The sequence below is a fragment of the Amycolatopsis sp. NPDC102522 genome, from assembly GCF_055584485.1.
Genome location: NZ_JBVJLY010000016.1, coordinates 64,288 through 82,294 on the forward strand (window position 1 = coordinate 64,288; position 18,007 = coordinate 82,294).

Genomic DNA, 18,007 nt, shown 5'->3' on the forward strand with positions numbered 1-18,007 from the left:
GCGCTTTCGGCGCTTTTATCACCCGAAAGAACCAGTGAACGATCACGCAACGCAATCAGTCCTCTACTTGCGATAGTTCGTCGTCGAACCACCGCAAGCAGAGGACTGAATGCGTGAGAGGGGAGACCTACGTGAGCGGCCGGTCGGTCGGAGCGATCGGAGCGGGCAGGACGTCCCGTCCGGTGAGGAACGCGTCCACCCCGGCCGCGGCGGAGCGGCCTTCGGCGATCGCCCACACGATGAGCGACTGGCCGCGGCCCATGTCACCCGCCACGAACACGTTGTCGACGCTGGTCTTGAACGCCTTGTCCCGGGCCACGTTGCCGCGCTGGTCCAGCTCGACGCCGAGCGCCTCCAGCAGACCTTCCCGCTCCGGGCCGACGAAGCCCATCGCGAGCAGCACCAGCTGCGCCGGAAGCTCCTTCTCGGTGCCCTCGACCGGGACGAACTTGCCGCCCTCATTGCGTACTTGGATGAGTTTCAAGGCCCGCACCCGGCCGTCGGCGTCGGCGGCGAACTCCTGGGTGTTGACCGAGTACAGCCGCTCGCCGCCCTCTTCGTGCGCGGACGAGACGCGGTAGATCATCGGGTACGTCGGCCACGGGTGCGCGCCGGACCGCGAAAGCGGCGGCTTCGGCATGATCTCCAGCTGCGTGACCGACTTCGCGCCCTGGCGGTGCGAGGTCCCGACGCAGTCCGCGCCGGTGTCGCCACCGCCGATGACGACGACGTCGAGGCCCTCGGCGCTGATCGGCGACACGTCCAGCTCACCGGCCGCGACCCGGTTGGCGGGCGGCAGGAACTCCATCGCCTGGTGGATGCCCCGGTGCTCGCGGCCGTCGATCGGCAGGTCACGCCACGCCGTCGCGCCGCCGGCGAGGACCACCGCGTCGTAGGACGACTTCAGCTCCTCGACGGTGAGATCGACGCCGACGTTCACCGAGGTCCGGAACTCCGTGCCCTCGGCCCGCATCTGGTCCAGACGACGGTCGAGCCGGTGCTTCTCCATCTTGAATTCGGGGATGCCGTAGCGCAGCAGCCCGCCGATCTTGTCGGCCCGCTCGAAGACCACGACGCTGTGGCCCGCGCGCGTGAGCTGCTGCGCCGCGGCGAGTCCCGACGGCCCGGACCCGACCACGGCCACCTTCTTGCCGGTCCGCGTGACCGGCTCCTGCGGCGTGACCCAGCCTTCTTCGAAGGCCCGGTCGATGATCGAGATCTCGACCCGCTTGATGGTGACGGGATCGTCGTTGATCCCGAGCACACACGCCGTCTCGCACGGCGCCGGGCAAAGGGTCCCGGTGAACTCCGGGAAGTTGTTGGTCGCGTGCAGCCGGTCGGCCGCGTCGCGCCAATCGTCGCGCCAGGTCAGGGTGTTCCACTCGGGGATGAGGTTCCCGAGCGGGCAGCCCTGATGGCAGAACGGGATACCGCAGTCCATGCAGCGCCCGGCCTGCTTCTGCAGCTTCGACGTAGCGAAGTCCTCGTACACCTCGCGCCAGTCCATCAGGCGCAGGTCGACGGGACGGCTCGTCGGCGTCTCGCGGGTGGTGGTCAGAAAGCCCTTGGGGTCAGCCATGTGCGGCCTCCATGATCGCCTCGTTCACGTCACGCCCGTCGCGCTCGGCCTCAGCCTGCGCCGCGAGCACCCGCTTGTAGTCCTTCGGCATGACCTTGCCGAACCGGTCGACGGCGGCGTCCCAGTCGGCGAGCAGCGCACGCGCGACCGCGGACTCCGTTTCGTCGTAATGCTTTTCGAGCGCCTCGCGCAGGAAGTCCACATCGGACGAATCCAGCGGGTCGATGTCGACCATCTCCGGGTTCATCCGGTGCGCCGGCAGATCCAGCACGTAGGCGACGCCACCCGACATCCCGGCCGCGAAGTTGCGGCCGACGCTGCCGAGCACGACCACGCGGCCGCCGGTCATGTACTCGCAACCGTGGTCGCCGACGCCTTCGACGACGGCCAGCGCGCCCGAGTTGCGCACGCAGAACCGCTCGCCGACCTTGCCGCGGATGAAGATCTCGCCGCTGGTCGCGCCGTAACCGATCACGTTGCCCGCGATGATGTGCTCTTCGGCGTTGTACCGCGCCACCTCGGGCGGCCGTACGACGAGCCGTCCACCGGACAGGCCCTTGCCGACGTAGTCGTTGCCGTCACCGAAGAGCCGCAGGGTGATGCCCTTGGGCACGAACGCGCCGAACGACTGACCGGCGGTCCCGGTGAAGGTGACGTCGATCGTGTTGTCCGGCAGGCCCTCGCCGCCCCACCGCTTGGTGAGCTCGTGGCCGAGCATGGTGCCGACGGTCCGGTTCACGTTGCGGACAGGCAGCTCCAGCCGCACCTTGTCCCCGGACGACAGCGCGCCCTCGGCGAGCTGGATCAGCGTGTTGTCCAGCGCCTTCTCCAGCCCGTGGTCCTGCACAGTCTGCTGATGGCGCAGCCCGGCGGGAGCCGAGTCGGGCACGTGGAAGATCGGCGACAGGTCGAGACCGGCGGCCTTCCAGTGGTCGATCGCCTTGCGCTTGTCGAGCATCTCCGCGTGGCCGACGGCCTCGGCGATGGACCGGAAACCCAGCTCCGCCAGGTACTCCCGGACCTCCTGGGCGATGAACTCGAAGAAGTTCACCACGTACTCGGCCTTGCCGCTGAACTTCTCGCGCAGCTTGGGGTTCTGCGTCGCGACGCCGACCGGGCAGGTGTCGAGGTGACACACGCGCATCATGATGCAGCCCGACACCACCAGCGGCGCGGTCGCGAAACCGAACTCCTCGGCACCGAGGAGCGCGGCGATGACGACGTCACGGCCGGTCTTGAGCTGGCCGTCGGTCTGCACGACGATCCGGTCGCGCAGCCGGTTGGCCAGCAGCGTCTGCTGCGTCTCGGCGAGCCCGAGTTCCCACGGTCCGCCCGCGTGCTTGATCGACGACAGCGGGGAAGCGCCCGTGCCGCCGTCGTGCCCGGAGATGAGCACGACGTCCGCGTGCGCCTTGGAGACACCGGCCGCGACCGTGCCGACGCCGACCTCGGACACGAGCTTCACGTGGATGCGCGCGGCCGGGTTGGCGTTCTTGAGGTCGTGGATCAGCTGCGCCAGATCCTCGATCGAGTAGATGTCGTGGTGCGGCGGCGGGGAGATGAGCCCGACACCCGGCGTGGAGTGCCGCGTCTTCGCGATCCACGGGTACACCTTCGCGCCGGGCAGCTGGCCGCCCTCGCCGGGCTTCGCGCCCTGCGCCATCTTGATCTGGATGTCGTCGGCGTTGACCAGGTATTCGCTGGTGACGCCGAACCGGCCGCTCGCGACCTGCTTGACAGCGCTGCGGCGCTCGGGGTCGTAGAGCCGGTCCGGATCCTCGCCGCCCTCACCGGTGTTCGACTTGCCGCCGAGCCGGTTCATCGCGATGGCCAGGGTTTCGTGCATCTCCGACGAGATCGAGCCGTAGGAGATGGCGCCGGTGGCGAACCGCTTGACGATCTCCGAGACCGGTTCGACCTCTTCGATCGGCACCGCGGGCCGCTTGCCGACCTTGAAGTCGAACAGCCCACGCAGCGTGTACAGCTTCTGCGCCTGGTCGTCGACGGACTTCGTGTACTCCTTGAAGACCTCGTACTTCCCGGCGCGGGTGGAGTGCTGCAGCTTGAACACCGTCTGCGGGTTGAACAGATGCGGCTCGCCCTCGCGACGCCACTGGTAGTCCGCGCCGGTCTCCAGCTCACGGTGGTTCGCGCGGAACCCGTCGCGCGGGAACGCCCGGCGGTGCCGCTCGGCGACCTCCAGCGCCAGCGTGTCGAAGCCGACGCCGCCGAGCCGGGAGGTGGTGCCGGTGAAGCAGTCCTGGACGACCTCGTCGCCGAGCCCGACCGCCTCGAAGATCTGCGCGCCGGTGTAGGAGGCCACTGTGGACACTCCCATCTTCGACATCGTCTTGCGGACGCCCTTGCCCAGCGCCTTGATCAGGTTCGCGGTGGCCTGCTTGGCGGTGGAACCAGGGAACAGGCCCCGGCCGGCCATCCCCTCGACGGTCGCCATCGCGAGGTACGGGTTGACCGCCGCGACGCCGTAGCCGATCAGCAGCGCGATGTGGTGCACCTCGCGCGCGTCACCGGCCTCGACGATGAGGCCGACCTGCGTGCGGGTCTTCTCCCGCACCAGGTGGTGGTGGACAGCGCCGGTGAGCAGCAGCGACGGGATGCCCGCGTGGTCTTCGTCGATCCCGCGGTCGGACAGCACGAGCAGCCGGGCGCCCTCGGCGATGGCCGCGGACACCTCGGCGCGGATCTCGGCGAGCCGTCGCACGAGCGCCTCGCCGCCGCCGTGGACGTCGTAGGTGCCCTGAACGGTGACCGCCTGGAACTCCGGCAGGTCGCCGTCGTCGTTGACGTGCACCAGCTTCGCGAACTCGTCGTTGTCCAGCACCGGGAACGGCAGCACGATCCGGCGGCACGACTTCGCGCCGGCCTCCAGAAGGTTCGGCTCCGCGCCCAGCTGGGTGCCGAGCGAAGTGACCAGCTCCTCGCGGATCGCGTCCAGCGGCGGGTTGGTCACCTGGGCGAAGAGCTGGATGAAGTAGTCGAAGAGCAGCCGCGGGCGGCTGGACAGCGACGCGATGGGGGAGTCGTTGCCCATCGAGCCGATCGGCTCCGCACCGGTGCGGGCCATCGGTTCGAGCAGGACGTCGAGTTCCTCTTCGGTGTAGCCGAAAGCCTGCTGGCGGCGCACGAGCGCCGTGTGTGGCGGCATCTCGCGCTCCCGCGAGGGAAGCCCTTCGAGCGGGAGCAGGCCATCCTCGACCCATTCGTCGTACGGGTGCTCGGTGGCGAGCTGGTTCTTGATCTCGTCGTCCTCGACGATCCGGCCGGCGGCCGTGTCGACGAGGAACATGCGGCCCGGCTCCAGCCGTCCTTTCCGGACGATCGTGGACTGCTCCAGCTCCAACACGCCGACCTCGCTGGCGAGGACGACGAGGCCGTCTTCGGTGACCCAGTACCGCGCCGGGCGCAGGCCGTTGCGGTCGAGCACCGCGCCGATCTGGGTGCCGTCGGTGAAGGAGACCAGCGCGGGGCCGTCCCACGGTTCCATCAGCGTCGAGTGGAACTCGTAGAACGCGCGGCGCGCGGGGTCCATCTCCTGATGGTTCTCCCAGGCCTCCGGGATCATCATCAGTACCGCGTGCGGCAGCGACCGGCCGCCGAGGTGGAGCAGCTCCAGCACCTCGTCGAAGGACGCCGAGTCGCTCGCGCCGCGCGTGATGATCGGGTAGACCCGCTTGAGGTCACCCGGGATCAGGTCGGATTCGAGCAGCGCCTCACGCGCGTCCATCCAGTTCCGGTTGCCGCGCAGGGTGTTGATCTCGCCGTTGTGGGCGACGTACCGGTACGGGTGCGCCAGCGGCCACGACGGGAAGGTGTTGGTGGAGAAGCGGGAGTGCACCAGGCCGATGGCGCTGGTGACGCGCTCGTCGGTGAGGTCGGCGAAGAACTTCTCGACCTGCGGCTCGGTGAGCATTCCTTTGTAGACGATCGTCCGCGACGACAGGCTCGGGAAGTACACGTCTTCCTCGACGAGTTCGTGCTCGGCGCGTTTGCGCACCACGAACGCGGCGCGTTCCAGGGTGAGGCCCTCCAGCGCGTCCTGTCCTGCCAGGAACAGCTGGCTGAAGTGCGGCATGGTCTCAGCCGCGCCCGTCCCGACGTGTTCCGTGTGGACGGGCAGGTCGCGCCAGCCGAGCACGCGCATGCCTTCTTCGGCGGCGACGCGCTCGATGGTCGTCATCGCGCGGCCGCGCGGGATCTCCTCCTGCGGAAGGAAAGCCGTGCCGACGGCGTACGCGCCGGGCTCGGGCAGGTCGAAGTCGACGACCTCGCGATAGAACTCGTCGGGGACCTGGATGAGGATCCCGGCGCCGTCGCCGGTTTCCGGATCCGCGCCGCGGGCTCCGCGATGTTCCAGATTCCGCAGCGCTATCAGCGCTTTGGCGACGATGCCGTGATCGCGCTTCCCGGAGAGATCGGCGACGAACGCGACACCGCAGGCGTCGTGCTCGAACTCCGGGTCATACAGGCCTTCGGGGGCCTTGCTGCCCTTGTTGCTGGCATGGTGGGTCACGGCTGGCCGCCTCCCAAGGCGTCGGCGCGACCGGTAACACTCCGTTCGAGTGGTTCGAAAGCGAACCTGCTAACGAAGTGGTCCGGGACCGCGATGGTCAGTCGAGAGGGAACGATCCTGCCCGCGAAACGGGGACAGGCCTCGTAGAGCCGCACTGCACTGGGCGGCCGATGCGCTTTTGTGTCTCATGTGTACTGCCGCGCGCCGGGTGCCGCCGGACCGTTGTGGTGGAGGGCAGGCGGGGCGCACGTATTACTCCCGGGTTCGCCGGTCTTATGACGATAGTGTGAAATCGCTGTTATCGACATACGTCGCTTGGTCGGGGTGGGAAATGCCACGCGGGCGTTGACTTCAAACATCATCTGCCCACTGGCTGGAATGATGTGTCCACTGAGTGGTGCATTAGCGCGCTGACCTGCGTAAACGCTCGCTCACCTCGCCCGATAGTGTGACCTGGATCGCGCATTGGGGTGAGTTTCACCGGTGTCGCGGTGACCTGGGGTGACGGTCGTATCGCCCGAACGGCAGAGCGACCTGCCCGGTTTGAGAGGCTTGGCCGATGGCGGATCGTTATCTCACCGTGGCGGGCACCGGGGTCCACGAGATCGAAATACGGCGTTCACGCTTCCTCTGCGCGCTCGCCCCGGTCACCTCGGAGGAGGCCGCCCGTGCGGTGATCGCGGCCAGGAAGAAGGCCGATCCGGCGGCTCGGCACCACTGTCACGCGTTCGTGCTGGGCGCCGACGGCCGCGCCGGCTCGATGGATTCTCGGCGGGAAAGAGTGCCTCGAATCGAGCGGTCCAGTGACGATGGCGAGCCGGCGGGGACGGCGGGTATCCCGATGCTGGAGGTGCTCCGGCGCCGGGAGCTGACCGACACCGTCGCGGTGGTGACCCGGTACTTCGGCGGGGTCCTGCTCGGCGCCGGCGGTCTGATCCGCGCGTACGGGCAGGCCGTCTCGGAGGCCGTCGACGCGATCGGGGTACGGGAGTACCGGCGGCTGCGGCTGGTGGAGGTCGTCGTCGACTACGACCGGGCCGGGCGGCTGGAGAACGACATCCGCTCGTCGCCGTACCTGCTGCACGCGACGCGGTTCGAGGACGTCGCGCACTTCGACGTCGGGCTCGCGCCGGATCAGGGCGAGGCATTTCATGCCTGGCTCGCCGATCTGACCGGCGGGGAGGCCCTCGCCGAGGAGATCGGCGAGACCTGGCTCCCCACCCCGTGACTCGCGTGATCAGAGCCGTAACTCACGTGTTCAGCGGCGGAACTCGAGAGTTACGCCGCTGAACACGTGAGTTCCGGCTTCAATCACGCGAGTGACGTGCTTGATCACGCGAGTGACGTGTCTGGTCACGGGCGAGTGCGGGACCGCCACTCGTCCAGGGTGATGGCGTACTCGACCTCGCCCTCCTCGGTTCCGGGGATCGGGTCGTCGAAGTGCTCGTGGAAGGTCCGGACGTGCCTCATCCCGATCTTCTCCATCACCCGCCGGGAGCCCAGGTTCACCGCCATGGTCGCCGCCCAGATCCGCGTCGCCCCGAATTCGGTGAAGCCCTTCTCCAAGAGCGCGAGTGACCCCTCTGTCGCATACCCCTTGCCCCAGGAAGACCGGTTCAGCCGGTACCCGAGTTCGGGATCGTCCGTGTGATGACCGCGCAGCGGGCGGAAATGGAACCACCCCAGGAATGCCCCGCCGGATTTCTCGATCGCCGCCCAGAACCCGTAACCGGGGAAACGCTCGTAGTAACCGAGAAAGGCGGGAAGGTCACGGTTTTCGATCTCCACCCGATCGGCTGGTTCTCCCCCGTTGAGATAGCGCATGACTTCGGGGTCGTCATAGAGCGCGAACAGGTCGTCGACGTCGGCGCCGGTGAACTGCCGCAACAGGAGCCGCTCGGTCTCCAGAAAGACACGCATCGCCAAAGCGTGGCGCCGCGAGGACGCCCGGGCAACCTGTTTAAGCGGCCACCCCAGGGCTGGTGAGACCCTTCAGCGCCTCCACTCCGGCCTCGGTGAGCAGGGCGGGAACACGCTCGCCCCACCTGCCACCCCTGGCGGGCGCCACCAGGCCGAGGTGGGCGAGGCGGTGCGCGGTGTGCTGGTCGCAGCAGGCGAGACCATCGACGAACAGGTCCGGCTCGCAGCTGCAGCTGATCTCGGCGTGGCCCTCGGCCACGGCTCTCAGGGTGGCCCGCTCACGATGGTTCAGCTCTGCCAGAACGTCCATGGCGCGCCTCCTTTCCGGTTCGCTGTTCACAGTCAAACCCACACCCCCGACAGTTTCCGTCTTCTCCGGTGCGAAGTCTTGGATTTCGGGCGGACTTAGGGGTGGCGAGTCGCGTATTCAGGGGTGCCCCCCTACGGGCTGTCCCCTGGTATTCGGCGCGGAAGCGGTTCCAGCTCGGTCTTGCGCAGATGCCGGAAAATGATCGAACTCCGGAAACCGACGATCTCTTTGCGCTTCGACAAACGATCCACCAGGAATGCGTGGAGCTGTTCGACGTCCTGTGCGGCGACGTGGATCAGGAAATCGTCGCTGCCGGCGGTGACGAAGACCGAAAGGACCTCCGGCAATTCGGAGACCGAACGCTGGAAGGAGTCGATCACCTCCCGGCTCAGCGGCCGTACCTGCGCCGAAACCATCGCCTGCACGCCACGGTTGAGGCTCCGCAGGTCGATGTCCGCGTGATACCCGCGGATGACGCCGCGTTCCCGCAGCAGCCGGGTCCGTTCCAGGCAGGTCGACGGCGCGACGCCGACCTTGCGGGCGATGTCGCGGTTCGACTGCCGCGCATCCGCCTGGAGTTCCCGGATGATCGCCGAATCGAGTTCGTCCATGTCCACCCCTTTCCCCGGTCTGCCGAATATCGTTCGGCAAGACTCCTTCAAGCCTGACGATCAGCCTAACTTCAGCTCAATTAGTCGACAGATTGCGTGGGAGGAAGCGAAATGTCCGTACAGGAGGGTCGCGAGCAGCTCTTCGCGGTCGCGAAGAAGCCCGCCGAGCACCGCGCTGTGCTCGGCGGCGAGGTCTTCGGTGACCTGCCATCTCGCCGTCACGCGCTCACGATCGCACACCGGAGCGGCTTTCGGACATACCCGACCGGAGAGGGTGCGACTATGCAGCGGGGCCCGCGGTTGTCTTGAATGGACTCCGTGGAGATCCTGGCCGACGCCGCGACACTGGCGCTGTACACGACCGATGCCTCCAACTACCGGCACGTGCCGAAGGGTGTGGTGCTGCCGAGGAGTGCCGGCGAGGTGATCGCGGCCGTCGCCGCCTGCCGGGAGGCCGGGCTGCCGGTGATCGCCCGCGGCGGCGGCACCAGCGTCGCGGGCAACTCGTGCGGGCCCGGCGTCGTGGTCGACACGTCGCGTCACCTCGGCGGCGTCCTCGGCCTCGATCCCGAAGCGCGGACGGCGAGGGTCGAGCCCGGAACCGTCCTCGACCACCTCCAAGGGCTCGCCGCGCCGCACGGGCTCCGGTTCGGCCCCGACCCGTCGACGCATTCGCGCTGCACGATCGGCGGGATGATCGGCAACAACGCCTGCGGATCGCATTCGGTCGCCTACGGCCGCACGGTCGACGTCGTCCGCGAGCTGGACGTGCTGCTCTACGACGGCACCCGCATGACCGTCGGCCCGACCTCACCGTCCGAAGTGGACGCACGAGCGGCCAAGCCCGGAACCGAAGGCCGCGTCTTCTCGGAACTCCGCGCTCTCGTGCACGAAAACCTGGCGCTCCTGCGCACCGAACTGTCCTCCTTCAGCAGGCGGGTGTCCGGGTACGGGCTGGAACACCTGTTGCCGGAGAACGGGTTCGACGTCGCCAAGGCACTGGTCGGCAGCGAGGGCACCTGCGTCACCATCCTGGAGGCGACGGTCTCCCTCGCCGAGATGCCGAAACGCAAGGTGCTCGCGGTGCTCGGCTTCGAGTCCGACATCGCCGCCGCCGACGCCGTCCCGGCGATCCTGCCGTGGTCGCCGCTGACCGTGGAAGGGGTCGACGCGGACCTCGTCGCGCTGCTGGAGCCGGGCCGCGCCGACGGGCTTCCGCCGGGCGGTGCCTGGTTGTTCGTCGAGATGGCCGATCCGGATCAGGCACGCGGGCTGATCGACGGACTGCGCGGCGCGCTGACCGGATCCGCGCTGCTGGACGACGCGGCCGCGCAGAAGCGGCTGTGGCGGATCAGGGAAGAGGGCGCCGGCCTGGCGACCCGGCTTGCCGGGGGCGAGGAGGCTTGGCCCGGCTGGGAGGACGCGGCCGTCCCGCCCGAGCGCTTGGGCGCCTACTTGCGGGAATTCAAGCAGCTCATGCGCGAGCACGGCCGCAAAAGCGTGGTCTACGGCCACTACGGCGAAGGCTGCCTGCACCTGCGATTGGACTTCGATCTGCTTTCCCCGCAAGGGATCGCCGGGTTCCGGTCGTTCCTTGAAGAAGCGGCCGACCTGGTCGCCGCGCACGGCGGCTCACTGTCCGGCGAACACGGTGACGGCCAGGCCCGCTCGGAGCTGCTGTCCCGGATGTACAGCCCCGAGATCCTCGCGCTTTTCGCGCGGTTCAAGGGGATCTTCGATCCGGCGGGCATGATGAACCCGGGCATCCTGGTGAACCCCCGGCCGGTCGACGCCGATCTCCGGGTGCGGCGCGCGCCGCTGGAGCTCGAAGACGTCACCGCGCTCGCGTACCCGGAGGATCAGGGGAGCTTCGGGCAGGCGATGCGGCGCTGCGTCGGCGTCGGGAAATGCCGCAACACCACCGGAGCGGGCGTGATGTGCCCGAGTTACCGCGCCACGCGCGAGGAGAAGCACTCGACGCGGGGCCGCGCGCACCTGCTCGCCGAGATGGTGAACGGCGAGCTGATCACCGACGGCTGGCGCTCGGAGGAGGTCGCCGAGGCGCTGGATCTCTGCCTGTCGTGCAAGGGCTGCCTGTCCGATTGCCCGGTCGACGTCGACATGGCGACCTACAAGGCGGAATTCCTGCACCAGCATCACAAGGGGCGGCTGCGCCCGGCTTCGCACTATTCGATGGGCTGGCTCCCGATGTGGCTGCGCGCGGCCTCGCTGGCGCCGCGGCTGGCGAACACGATGTCGCGCCGGTTCTCCGGGCTGCTGAAGAAGTTCGGCGGGATCGCGCCGGAGCGGGACCTGCCGACGTTCGCGAAGACGCCGTTCACGCGGCGCCGCGCGGATCTCAAGCGCTGGGCGACCGGTTCCCGGCCTGTCGTGCTGTGGCCGGACTCCTTCAACAACTACCTCACCCCGGATGTCCTCGACGCCGCCGCCGAGGTGCTCACCGCGGCGGGCTACGACGTCGTCCTGCCCGATCGAGGCGTCTGCTGCGGCCTCACCTGGGTGTCCACCGGACAGCTCGATGTGGCGAAGAACGTGTTGCGCCGCACGCTTTCCGTCCTCGAACCGTATCTGCGGGCGGGATACCAGGTGGCCGGGCTGGAGCCGAGTTGCACGGCGCTCTTCCGCGGTGACCTGGAGGCCCTCCTGCCTGGCGACCCAGTGGCGGCACTGCTCGCCGAGCGCACCCGCACGTTCGCCGAACTCGTCGAGGACTCGCCGCTGGAATTCCGGTCCCTGGACGTCGAAGCGCTCAGCCAGGTGCACTGCCACCAGCACGCCGTGCTCGGCTTCGATGCCGACGAGGCCGCGATGCGCGCCGCGGGTGTCCACAATTCCACAATGGACTCCGGCTGCTGTGGGCTGGCGGGAAACTTCGGTTTCGAACGCGGGCACTACGACGTCTCCGTCGCCTGCGCCGAAGATCGCATGCTGCCCGCGATCCGCGCCGCCGCCGAGGGCACCGAAGTGGTCGCGGACGGGTTCAGCTGCCGGACGCAGATCGAGCAGCTCGACGGGCGGCGGGCACTGCACCTGGCCGAGCTGCTGCGACGCGCGCTACCTGACTGGCGGGACGAGTGAGGCGTCGGTCGAGGTGGTCGTGAGTGGTAAGTGTCGTTCTAACGACACTTACCACTCACGACCAGCGTGAGCTCACCACCAAGCGCGAGCGAGGGCTTCCGGCGTCGGTTCTTCCGGCGCCGGAAGAACCTTGAGATACCAGGTGAAATTGCTGTAGACGTGCAAGAACGCGTACGCCAGGCAGCGCCGGGAGAACTCCTCGTCCGGTTCGGCGCCGTACCCGGCGAGCAGCCGCCGCAGGAAGTCCTTGTCCCCGCCGGAAACGAACAGGCCGACGGCGACGAAGTCGTACTCGGCCGCGCCCCGCATCGCCGGTTCGAAGTCGAAGAGCCCGGTCAGCCGCGGACGTTCGCCGTCGTGGGCGACCAGGACGTGGTCGCGCATGAACTCGGTGTGCAGCGGGACGACGGGTGGGTTGCCCAGCTCGACGGAGTCGAGGAACGCCGGGATCTGTGCGATCCAGCTTTCGGCGAGACCCGTCCGGCGGTGATGCTCGACGACGTTCGCGCGCTGCTCGGCGACGAACGCGGCCCAGTCCGGCGGATCGAGGACGTCCAGGCGCGGGTCTCGCAGCGAGTGCAGGGCGGCCAGCGCCTCGCCGAGCTCGGGAGCGAGCCGGGTCTTGTCCTCTGTGGACAGTTTCGGCCAGGCGTCCTTCAGCGTTTCGCCGCGCAGGCGTTCCATGAGTACGTAGCCCCAGCCGTCCCGCTCGCCGACGCCGTGCACGGCGGGGGTCGGGATCGGCAGCTTCCCGTGCAGGACCTCGAGCATCGTCCGTTCGGTGGGGAGTTCGTCGAGGTGCACCGGCGGGAACAGCTTGAGCACCAGGTCGTCGCCGACGGCGTACACCGGCAGCGAGCCCTCGGTGAACGGGACGACCTCGCCGAGACCGAGCGACCCGGTCAGCGACGTCACCGCCGGAAGCAGGTCTTGCCTGGTCAGCGCGTCGAACTCGGCTTCGGTGCCGGCGGGCGGGAACGAGGTCACGGAACCGACCGTAGAACAGCGGGCCGGGGACGGCGACGCAATTACCCGCTGCGCTCCAGCAGCGTCCGCGCCGCGCCGAGCACGAGGCGGCAGACGTCGTCGGGATCCGCGCTGGCCAGCGGCTCCTTGCCGGTGATCTCGCGGACCAGGCCGATCCCGAGCAGCCAGGCCAGGATGAGGTCGGCCCGCAGATCCGCGTCGTCGGAGTCGGTCAGCGTGGCGAGCACCTTCGCGTACTCCTCGCCGAGCTGCCGCCGGACAGCGGCCGCGGCGCTGTCGTGCCCCGTCGAGCGCAGGTAGGCGTCGAGGGTGCGATCGCGCCTGGCGTCGGACTCCAGCATGCTGCGCAACGCCGTCCCGAGCAGTTCGTCCGGTGGTGTGGTGGCGATCTGCTCGCGTCCGCCGCGCGCCAGGACCTCTTCGAAGAGCGCGTCCTTCGAGCCGAAGTAGCGGAACAGCAGCGCTTGGTTGGCTCCGGCGAGCTTCGCGATGTCTCGCACCGTCGTCCGGTCGAAGCCGCGCTCGGCGAACAGGGAGGCCGCCGCGTCGAGCAAGGCCGCCTTGGTGGCGGCCGAGTCGCGCTTGCGGACCTGCGGTTCTTCCGTCATCGAGCCTCCCCGGGTCCGCACAGGCTAACGGGACGTCGCACGGTAGGCGCATTGACGCTCACCGTGATCATGGTTAGCGTTGTAAGCAGTTGCTTACAAACCGCCGAGCCGGGGGGTTTCCGGACAAATGACCACCACTGACAGCGAATTCGTCACCTATCCGTTCAACCAGGACGCGGGACTCGAACTCGACGCGGCCTACGCCACCGCCCGCGCCGCCGAGGGCATGCTCCGTGTCCGCCTCCCGCACGGTGAGCCGGCGTGGCTCGCCGTGCGCTACGCCGACGCGCGCCTCGTGCTGGGCGACCGGCGCTTCTCCCGCGCGATGTCCGTGGACAAGGACGAGCCGAGGATGGCGCCGGGCAGGCGGCCCGGCGGGATCCTGAGCATGGACCCGCCCGATCACACCCGGCTGCGCACGCTGGTCGCGAAGGCGTTCACCATGCGCCGGGTCGAAACGCTGCGGCCGCGGGTCGCCGAGCTGGCGGCCGGCCTGATCGAGGACATGAAGGCCAAGGGGCAGCCTGTCGACCTGGTCGAGGACTACGCGCTGCCGATCCCGGTCGCGGTGATCTGCGAACTGCTCGGCGTCCCCGTCGAGGACCGGCCGAAGTTCCGCGTGTGGAGCGACGCCGCGCTGTCGACCAGCCCGCTGACCACCGAAGAGATGATGGCCAACCAGGACGAGCTGCGGGCGTACATGCACGTGCTCGTCGAGCAGCACCGCGCCGAGCCTCAGGACGACCTGATGACCGCGCTGATCGAAGCGCGCGACGTCCACGACAAGCTGAGCGAGCTGGAACTGGTCGACATGTGCATCGGCATCCTGGTCGCCGGGCACGAGACCACCGCCAGTCAGATCCCCAACTTCGTCTACGCCCTGCTCGAACAGCCGGAGCAGCTCGCCCGCCTGCGCGCGGACCTGGACCTGATCCCGGCCGCGGTCGAGGAACTGCTGCGGTTCATCCCGCTGGGCGCCGGAGCCGGGTTCGCCCGCTACGCCACCGAAGACATCCAGGTGGGTGACGTGCTGGTGAAGGAAGGCGAGCCGGTGATGGTCGCGATCGGTGCCGCCAACCGGGACGCGCTCCAGTTCACCTCGGCGGAAACCCTCGAATTCGGCCGGGAAACCAATCCCCACCTCGGCTTCGGGCACGGTGTGCACCACTGCCTCGGAGCCCCGCTCGCCAGGCTCGAACTGCAGGAGGCCTTGCGGGCTTTGCTGCGAGATCTTCCCGGACTGCGCCTTGACGGCGATATCGTGTGGAAGACGCAGATGCTGGTGCGGGGGCCCCGCTCCATGCCGATCGGATGGTGAGCATGAGCTGGAAAGTCGAGGTCGATGGCAACACGTGCATCGGCTCGGGAATGTGCGCCGCGTTGATGCCGGAGGTCTTCGAACTCGAAGGCGCGACGGCGACGGTGGCCGAGGGGGAGGTGAGTCCGGACGAGATGGTGCTGGACGCGGCGGACTCCTGCCCCGCCATGGCCATCGAGGTGCTGGAAAAGGGTGAGGTGATCGGGCCGCGGCCCTGATCGTCGCCCGTTAATGCGTGGCGGTCGTCGGTGAAACGGCGTAGGACGACTGGGGTGAGCGATGACAGCTTGGCCATCCGAACCCTGACCACCGACGACCTGCCCGCGTTTTCCTCCGTGCTCGTGAGGGCGTTCCTCTCGGACAACGCGGAAGGACTGCAGTACCGCGAAGGGCTGGTGTTCGAGCCTGAGCGTTCGCATGGCGTCTTCGACGGAGACGAACTCATCGGATCGGGTGAACTGCTCACCCGCAAGATCACCGTTCCCGGCGCCGGGCAGACGCCGCTCGCCGCGGTGACTTCGGTCGGGGTCGCCCCGGGCCACCGCAGGCGGGGCGTGCTCACCCGGATCATGCGGGCGCAGTTGCACGGCCTGCACGAGGACGGCGGTGAAGCGATCGCCGCGCTGTGGGCGTCCGAATCGGTCATTTACTCCCGCTTCGGCTACGGCCTCGGGGCGCAGTTCTACCGGGCGAAGGTCCGGTCGAAGGCCGCGTTCCGGCCCGGCGTCGAACTCGAGGCCGAGCGGGTGCGTGAAGTCGGGCGGGAGGAGGCGATCCCGCTGCTCAAAGCGATCTACGACAAAGAGGCACCGATGCGGGTCGGCGCACTCGACCGGCCCGAATCGACGTGGGAGTTCATCCTCGACGACCGGGAGATCCGGCGCGACGGCGCGACGGAGATGAAGTTCGCCGTGCTGTCGGACGGTTACGCGATCTATCGCGTGAAGAGCGACTGGGACGAGGAAGGTCCGCGCGGAACGCTGAGCCTGCAAGAACTCGTCGCGACCACACCTCAGGCGTACGCGACTCTGTGGCGCTTCCTGCTCGACTACGACCTGATCGGCACCATCGAGGTTTTCGCCGCCCTCGACGAACCGCTCATCCACCTCCTCGCCGATCCCCGCAAGATGAGCCGGTCCGCCGGAGACTCGCTGTGGGTGCGGCTCGTCGACGTCGATCGCGCCCTGGTCACCCGCCGCTACAGCGCTCCGGTGGATCTGGTGTTCGGCGTGCACGACGCCTTCTGCCCGTGGAACACCGGGAACTGGCGGCTCGTCGCCGACGCCGACGGGAACGCCGAGGTGACCAAGGTGGAGGACGCCCCGGATCTGGAACTGGACGTGATCGACCTCGGCGCGATCTTCCTCGGCGGCACCCGGCCGAGCACGCTGGCCGCGGCGGGCCGGATCAAGGAGCGGACCGCGGGGGCGGTTTCGCGGGCGACGATGGCTTTCGCCACCGACCGTGAGCCGTCCTGCCTGGAATCCTTCTAGCCGTTCAGGATTCCCTGCTCGGTGACCACCGCGGTGATCAGCTCGTGCGGCGTCACGTCGAAAGCCGGGTTGAACACCTCGGCGCCTTCGGGGGCGACCGTCGTACCGCCGAAGCTCAGGACCTCGCCGGGATCGCGTTCCTCGATCACGATCCCGGCGCCGTCCGGCATCGCGGCGTCCACAGTGGACGAAGGGGCGACGACCACGAACGGGACCCCGTGGTACTTCGCCGCGATCGCCAGCCCGTAGGTGCCGATCTTGTTGGCGACGTCGCCGTTGGCGGCGATCCTGTCGGCGCCGACGAGCACGCAGTCGACCAGGCCGCGACTCATCGCGGCGGCGGCCGCGCCGTCGGGCTGGATCCGGTACGGGACACCGGCTTCGGCCAGTTCCCAGGCGGTCAGGCGGGCCCCCTGCAGCAGCGGCCGGGTCTCGTCGACCAGCACGGATTCGACCAGGCCGCGGGTCTGCAGATGCCAGACGACGCCGAGCGCGCTGCCCCAGGAAACCGTCGCGAGGTGGCCGGCGTTGCAGTGGCTGAGCAGCCGCAACGGCCGCCGCTCGCAGTGTTCGAGCACCACTTCGGCCGCCAGCCGGGAAGCCTCGTGGTTGATCCGCTCGTCCTCGTCGAGGATCGCCAGCGCTTCGGCGAGGACGGCTTCCGGCCCCTCCGGGAGCTTCGCGAGCGCACGGGAGACGCCCCAGCTCAGGTTGACCGCGGTCGGGCGGGCCTGGGCGACGCGGTGCGCCTCGGCCTCGACGTCACCTCTCGCGCGGGTCGCGAGCACCACGCCGAGCGCGCCCGCCGCGCCGAGCGCCGGTGCCCCGCGGACCGCGAGCCGCTGGATGGCGCCGACGAGTTCGCCGACCGTGCGCAGTTCGAGTACGCGATACTCGGCGGGAAGCACGGTCTGGTCGATGATCGTGACCGCGTCGCCGGTCCAGTCGATCGTCCTGCGCATGGCTCCCCCGTGAAATCCGGTTGTCCGGCCGCGGCCGCCTCGGACAGGATGCGGCTCGTGACCATTCAACGCCACCATCCGCCCGGACTGCACCCCACGCCCACCTACCACCACGTGACCATCGTCGAAGGGCGGCGGGACGTCCACCTCGCCGGCCAGTGCCCGCTCGCCGAAGACGGCAAGGTCGTCGAGGGTGACGTGCTCGCCCAGGTCGACCAGGTCGTCGCGAACACCGCCGCCGCGCTCGCCTTCGCCAAGGCGACCCCGGCCGACGTCGTGCGCACGGTGGTCTACGTGGTGACGCCGGACGCCGACGTGCTTTCGGCCGTGTGGGACCGGTTCGTCGAGTCGGAGATCGGGGAGGCCTTCACGACCGCGAGCACCCTGCTCGGCGTCGCGCAGCTCGGCTACCCCGGGCAGCTCGTCGAACTCGACGTCACCGCCGCCACGGCCTGACCGTCCCGTGGGTCGTGGGGGGGGGGGGGGGGGGGGTGGGGCCCACCGCCCCCCCACCCGACCCCCCGGCCCCCCCCCCCGGCGGGTTGTGGGGGGATCGCGCGGGGCGGGGGGGGGGCGGCGGGCCCCCGGG

The 18,007-nt window shown here is 69.0% G+C and carries 14 protein-coding genes; 6 read left to right on the forward strand and 8 right to left on the reverse strand.

From position 1 onward, the window contains the following. Positions 1-127: 127 nt before the first annotated feature. Positions 128-1,579, reverse strand: coding sequence for a glutamate synthase subunit beta (locus ACZ6YV_RS30380; protein WP_465512861.1), 1,452 nt, complete (start codon positions 1,577-1,579; stop codon positions 128-130). Further along, positions 1,572-6,110: a glutamate synthase large subunit gene (gene gltB, locus ACZ6YV_RS30385; protein ID WP_465512862.1), complete on the reverse strand. Its 4,539-nt coding sequence runs from the start codon at positions 6,108-6,110 to the stop codon at positions 1,572-1,574. Before gltB ends, ACZ6YV_RS30380 begins: the two co-directional genes overlap by 8 nt. A 559-nt stretch (positions 6,111-6,669) precedes the next feature. Here gltB and ACZ6YV_RS30390 point away from each other — a divergent pair. After that, positions 6,670-7,338, forward strand: a complete 669-nt coding sequence (locus tag ACZ6YV_RS30390; RefSeq protein WP_465512863.1) for a YigZ family protein — start codon at positions 6,670-6,672, stop codon at positions 7,336-7,338. A 125-nt stretch (positions 7,339-7,463) separates the two neighbouring features. Here the strand turns inward: ACZ6YV_RS30390 and ACZ6YV_RS30395 are convergent, their stop codons facing one another. From ACZ6YV_RS30395 to ACZ6YV_RS30405, 3 genes are all read right to left on the reverse strand, one after another. After that, entirely contained in the window at positions 7,464-8,030 is a 567-nt protein-coding gene (locus ACZ6YV_RS30395; protein ID WP_465512864.1) for a GNAT family N-acetyltransferase, read from the reverse strand. A gap of 40 nt (positions 8,031-8,070) precedes the next feature. After that, positions 8,071-8,340 carry a hypothetical protein gene (locus ACZ6YV_RS30400; RefSeq protein ID WP_378241562.1) on the reverse strand — a complete coding sequence of 90 codons (270 nt, stop codon included), beginning with the start codon at positions 8,338-8,340 and terminating at the stop codon, positions 8,071-8,073. Between the two features lie 131 nt (positions 8,341-8,471). Further along, a complete protein-coding gene (locus tag ACZ6YV_RS30405; protein ID WP_465512865.1) occupies positions 8,472-8,951 on the reverse strand; it encodes an Lrp/AsnC family transcriptional regulator in 480 nt (159 codons plus the stop codon). A 309-nt stretch (positions 8,952-9,260) separates the two neighbouring features. Between ACZ6YV_RS30405 and ACZ6YV_RS30410 the strand changes: the two genes are divergently transcribed. Then, on the forward strand, positions 9,261-12,050 hold the full coding sequence (locus ACZ6YV_RS30410; RefSeq protein ID WP_465512866.1) for an FAD-binding and (Fe-S)-binding domain-containing protein: 2,790 nt from the start codon (positions 9,261-9,263) through the stop codon (positions 12,048-12,050). A gap of 72 nt (positions 12,051-12,122) precedes the next feature. Here ACZ6YV_RS30410 and ACZ6YV_RS30415 read toward each other — a convergent pair whose 3' ends face one another. Both ACZ6YV_RS30415 and ACZ6YV_RS30420 read right to left on the reverse strand, forming a co-directional pair. After that, positions 12,123-13,037, reverse strand: a complete 915-nt coding sequence (locus tag ACZ6YV_RS30415; protein ID WP_465512867.1) for a phosphotransferase — start codon at positions 13,035-13,037, stop codon at positions 12,123-12,125. Positions 13,038-13,078: 41 nt separating this feature from the next. After that, positions 13,079-13,645 carry a TetR/AcrR family transcriptional regulator gene (locus ACZ6YV_RS30420; RefSeq protein ID WP_378241555.1) on the reverse strand — a complete coding sequence of 189 codons (567 nt, stop codon included), beginning with the start codon at positions 13,643-13,645 and terminating at the stop codon, positions 13,079-13,081. A gap of 127 nt (positions 13,646-13,772) precedes the next feature. Here ACZ6YV_RS30420 and ACZ6YV_RS30425 point away from each other — a divergent pair, with 127 nt between their 5' ends. Genes ACZ6YV_RS30425 through ACZ6YV_RS30435 form a run of 3 tightly spaced genes read left to right on the forward strand, consistent with a single transcriptional unit; the run spans position 13,773 to position 16,456 of the window. After that, a complete protein-coding gene (locus tag ACZ6YV_RS30425) occupies positions 13,773-14,963 on the forward strand; it encodes a cytochrome P450 (RefSeq protein WP_378241554.1) in 1,191 nt (396 codons plus the stop codon). Positions 14,964-14,965: 2 nt separating this feature from the next. Beyond that, complete coding sequence (locus ACZ6YV_RS30430; protein ID WP_465512868.1) at positions 14,966-15,181, forward strand: ferredoxin; 216 nt, start codon at positions 14,966-14,968, stop codon at positions 15,179-15,181. A 54-nt stretch (positions 15,182-15,235) separates the two neighbouring features. After that, a complete protein-coding gene (locus ACZ6YV_RS30435; RefSeq protein ID WP_465512869.1) occupies positions 15,236-16,456 on the forward strand; it encodes a GNAT family N-acetyltransferase in 1,221 nt (406 codons plus the stop codon). Here ACZ6YV_RS30435 and mtnA read toward each other — a convergent pair. Continuing rightward, positions 16,453-17,418, reverse strand: coding sequence for an S-methyl-5-thioribose-1-phosphate isomerase (mtnA, locus tag ACZ6YV_RS30440; RefSeq protein ID WP_465512870.1), 966 nt, complete (start codon positions 17,416-17,418; stop codon positions 16,453-16,455). The two genes, ACZ6YV_RS30435 and mtnA, sit on opposite strands and share 4 nt — an antisense overlap. A gap of 48 nt (positions 17,419-17,466) precedes the next feature. Between mtnA and ACZ6YV_RS30445 the strand changes: the two genes are divergently transcribed. Beyond that, complete coding sequence (locus tag ACZ6YV_RS30445) at positions 17,467-17,874, forward strand: Rid family hydrolase (RefSeq protein ID WP_465512871.1); 408 nt, start codon at positions 17,467-17,469, stop codon at positions 17,872-17,874. Positions 17,875-18,007: the final 133 nt, after the last annotated feature.

Bases quoted from the DNA above. Each gene is read 5' to 3' on its own strand.
- ACZ6YV_RS30380 (WP_465512861.1), bottom strand. From the start codon at position 1,579: ATGGCTGACCCCAAGGGCTTTCTGACCACCACCCGCGAGACGCCGACG.
- ACZ6YV_RS30390 (WP_465512863.1), top strand. From the start codon at position 6,670: ATGGCGGATCGTTATCTCACCGTGGCGGGCACCGGGGTCCACGAGATC.
- ACZ6YV_RS30395 (WP_465512864.1), bottom strand. From the start codon at position 8,030: ATGCGTGTCTTTCTGGAGACCGAGCGGCTCCTGTTGCGGCAGTTCACC.
- ACZ6YV_RS30400 (WP_378241562.1), bottom strand. From the start codon at position 8,340: ATGGACGTTCTGGCAGAGCTGAACCATCGTGAGCGGGCCACCCTGAGA.
- ACZ6YV_RS30405 (WP_465512865.1), bottom strand. From the start codon at position 8,951: ATGGACGAACTCGATTCGGCGATCATCCGGGAACTCCAGGCGGATGCG.
- ACZ6YV_RS30410 (WP_465512866.1), top strand. From the start codon at position 9,261: ATGGACTCCGTGGAGATCCTGGCCGACGCCGCGACACTGGCGCTGTAC.
- ACZ6YV_RS30420 (WP_378241555.1), bottom strand. From the start codon at position 13,645: ATGACGGAAGAACCGCAGGTCCGCAAGCGCGACTCGGCCGCCACCAAG.
- ACZ6YV_RS30425 (WP_378241554.1), top strand. From the start codon at position 13,773: ATGACCACCACTGACAGCGAATTCGTCACCTATCCGTTCAACCAGGAC.
- ACZ6YV_RS30430 (WP_465512868.1), top strand. From the start codon at position 14,966: ATGAGCTGGAAAGTCGAGGTCGATGGCAACACGTGCATCGGCTCGGGA.
- mtnA (WP_465512870.1), bottom strand. From the start codon at position 17,418: ATGCGCAGGACGATCGACTGGACCGGCGACGCGGTCACGATCATCGAC.
- ACZ6YV_RS30445 (WP_465512871.1), top strand. From the start codon at position 17,467: ATGCGGCTCGTGACCATTCAACGCCACCATCCGCCCGGACTGCACCCC.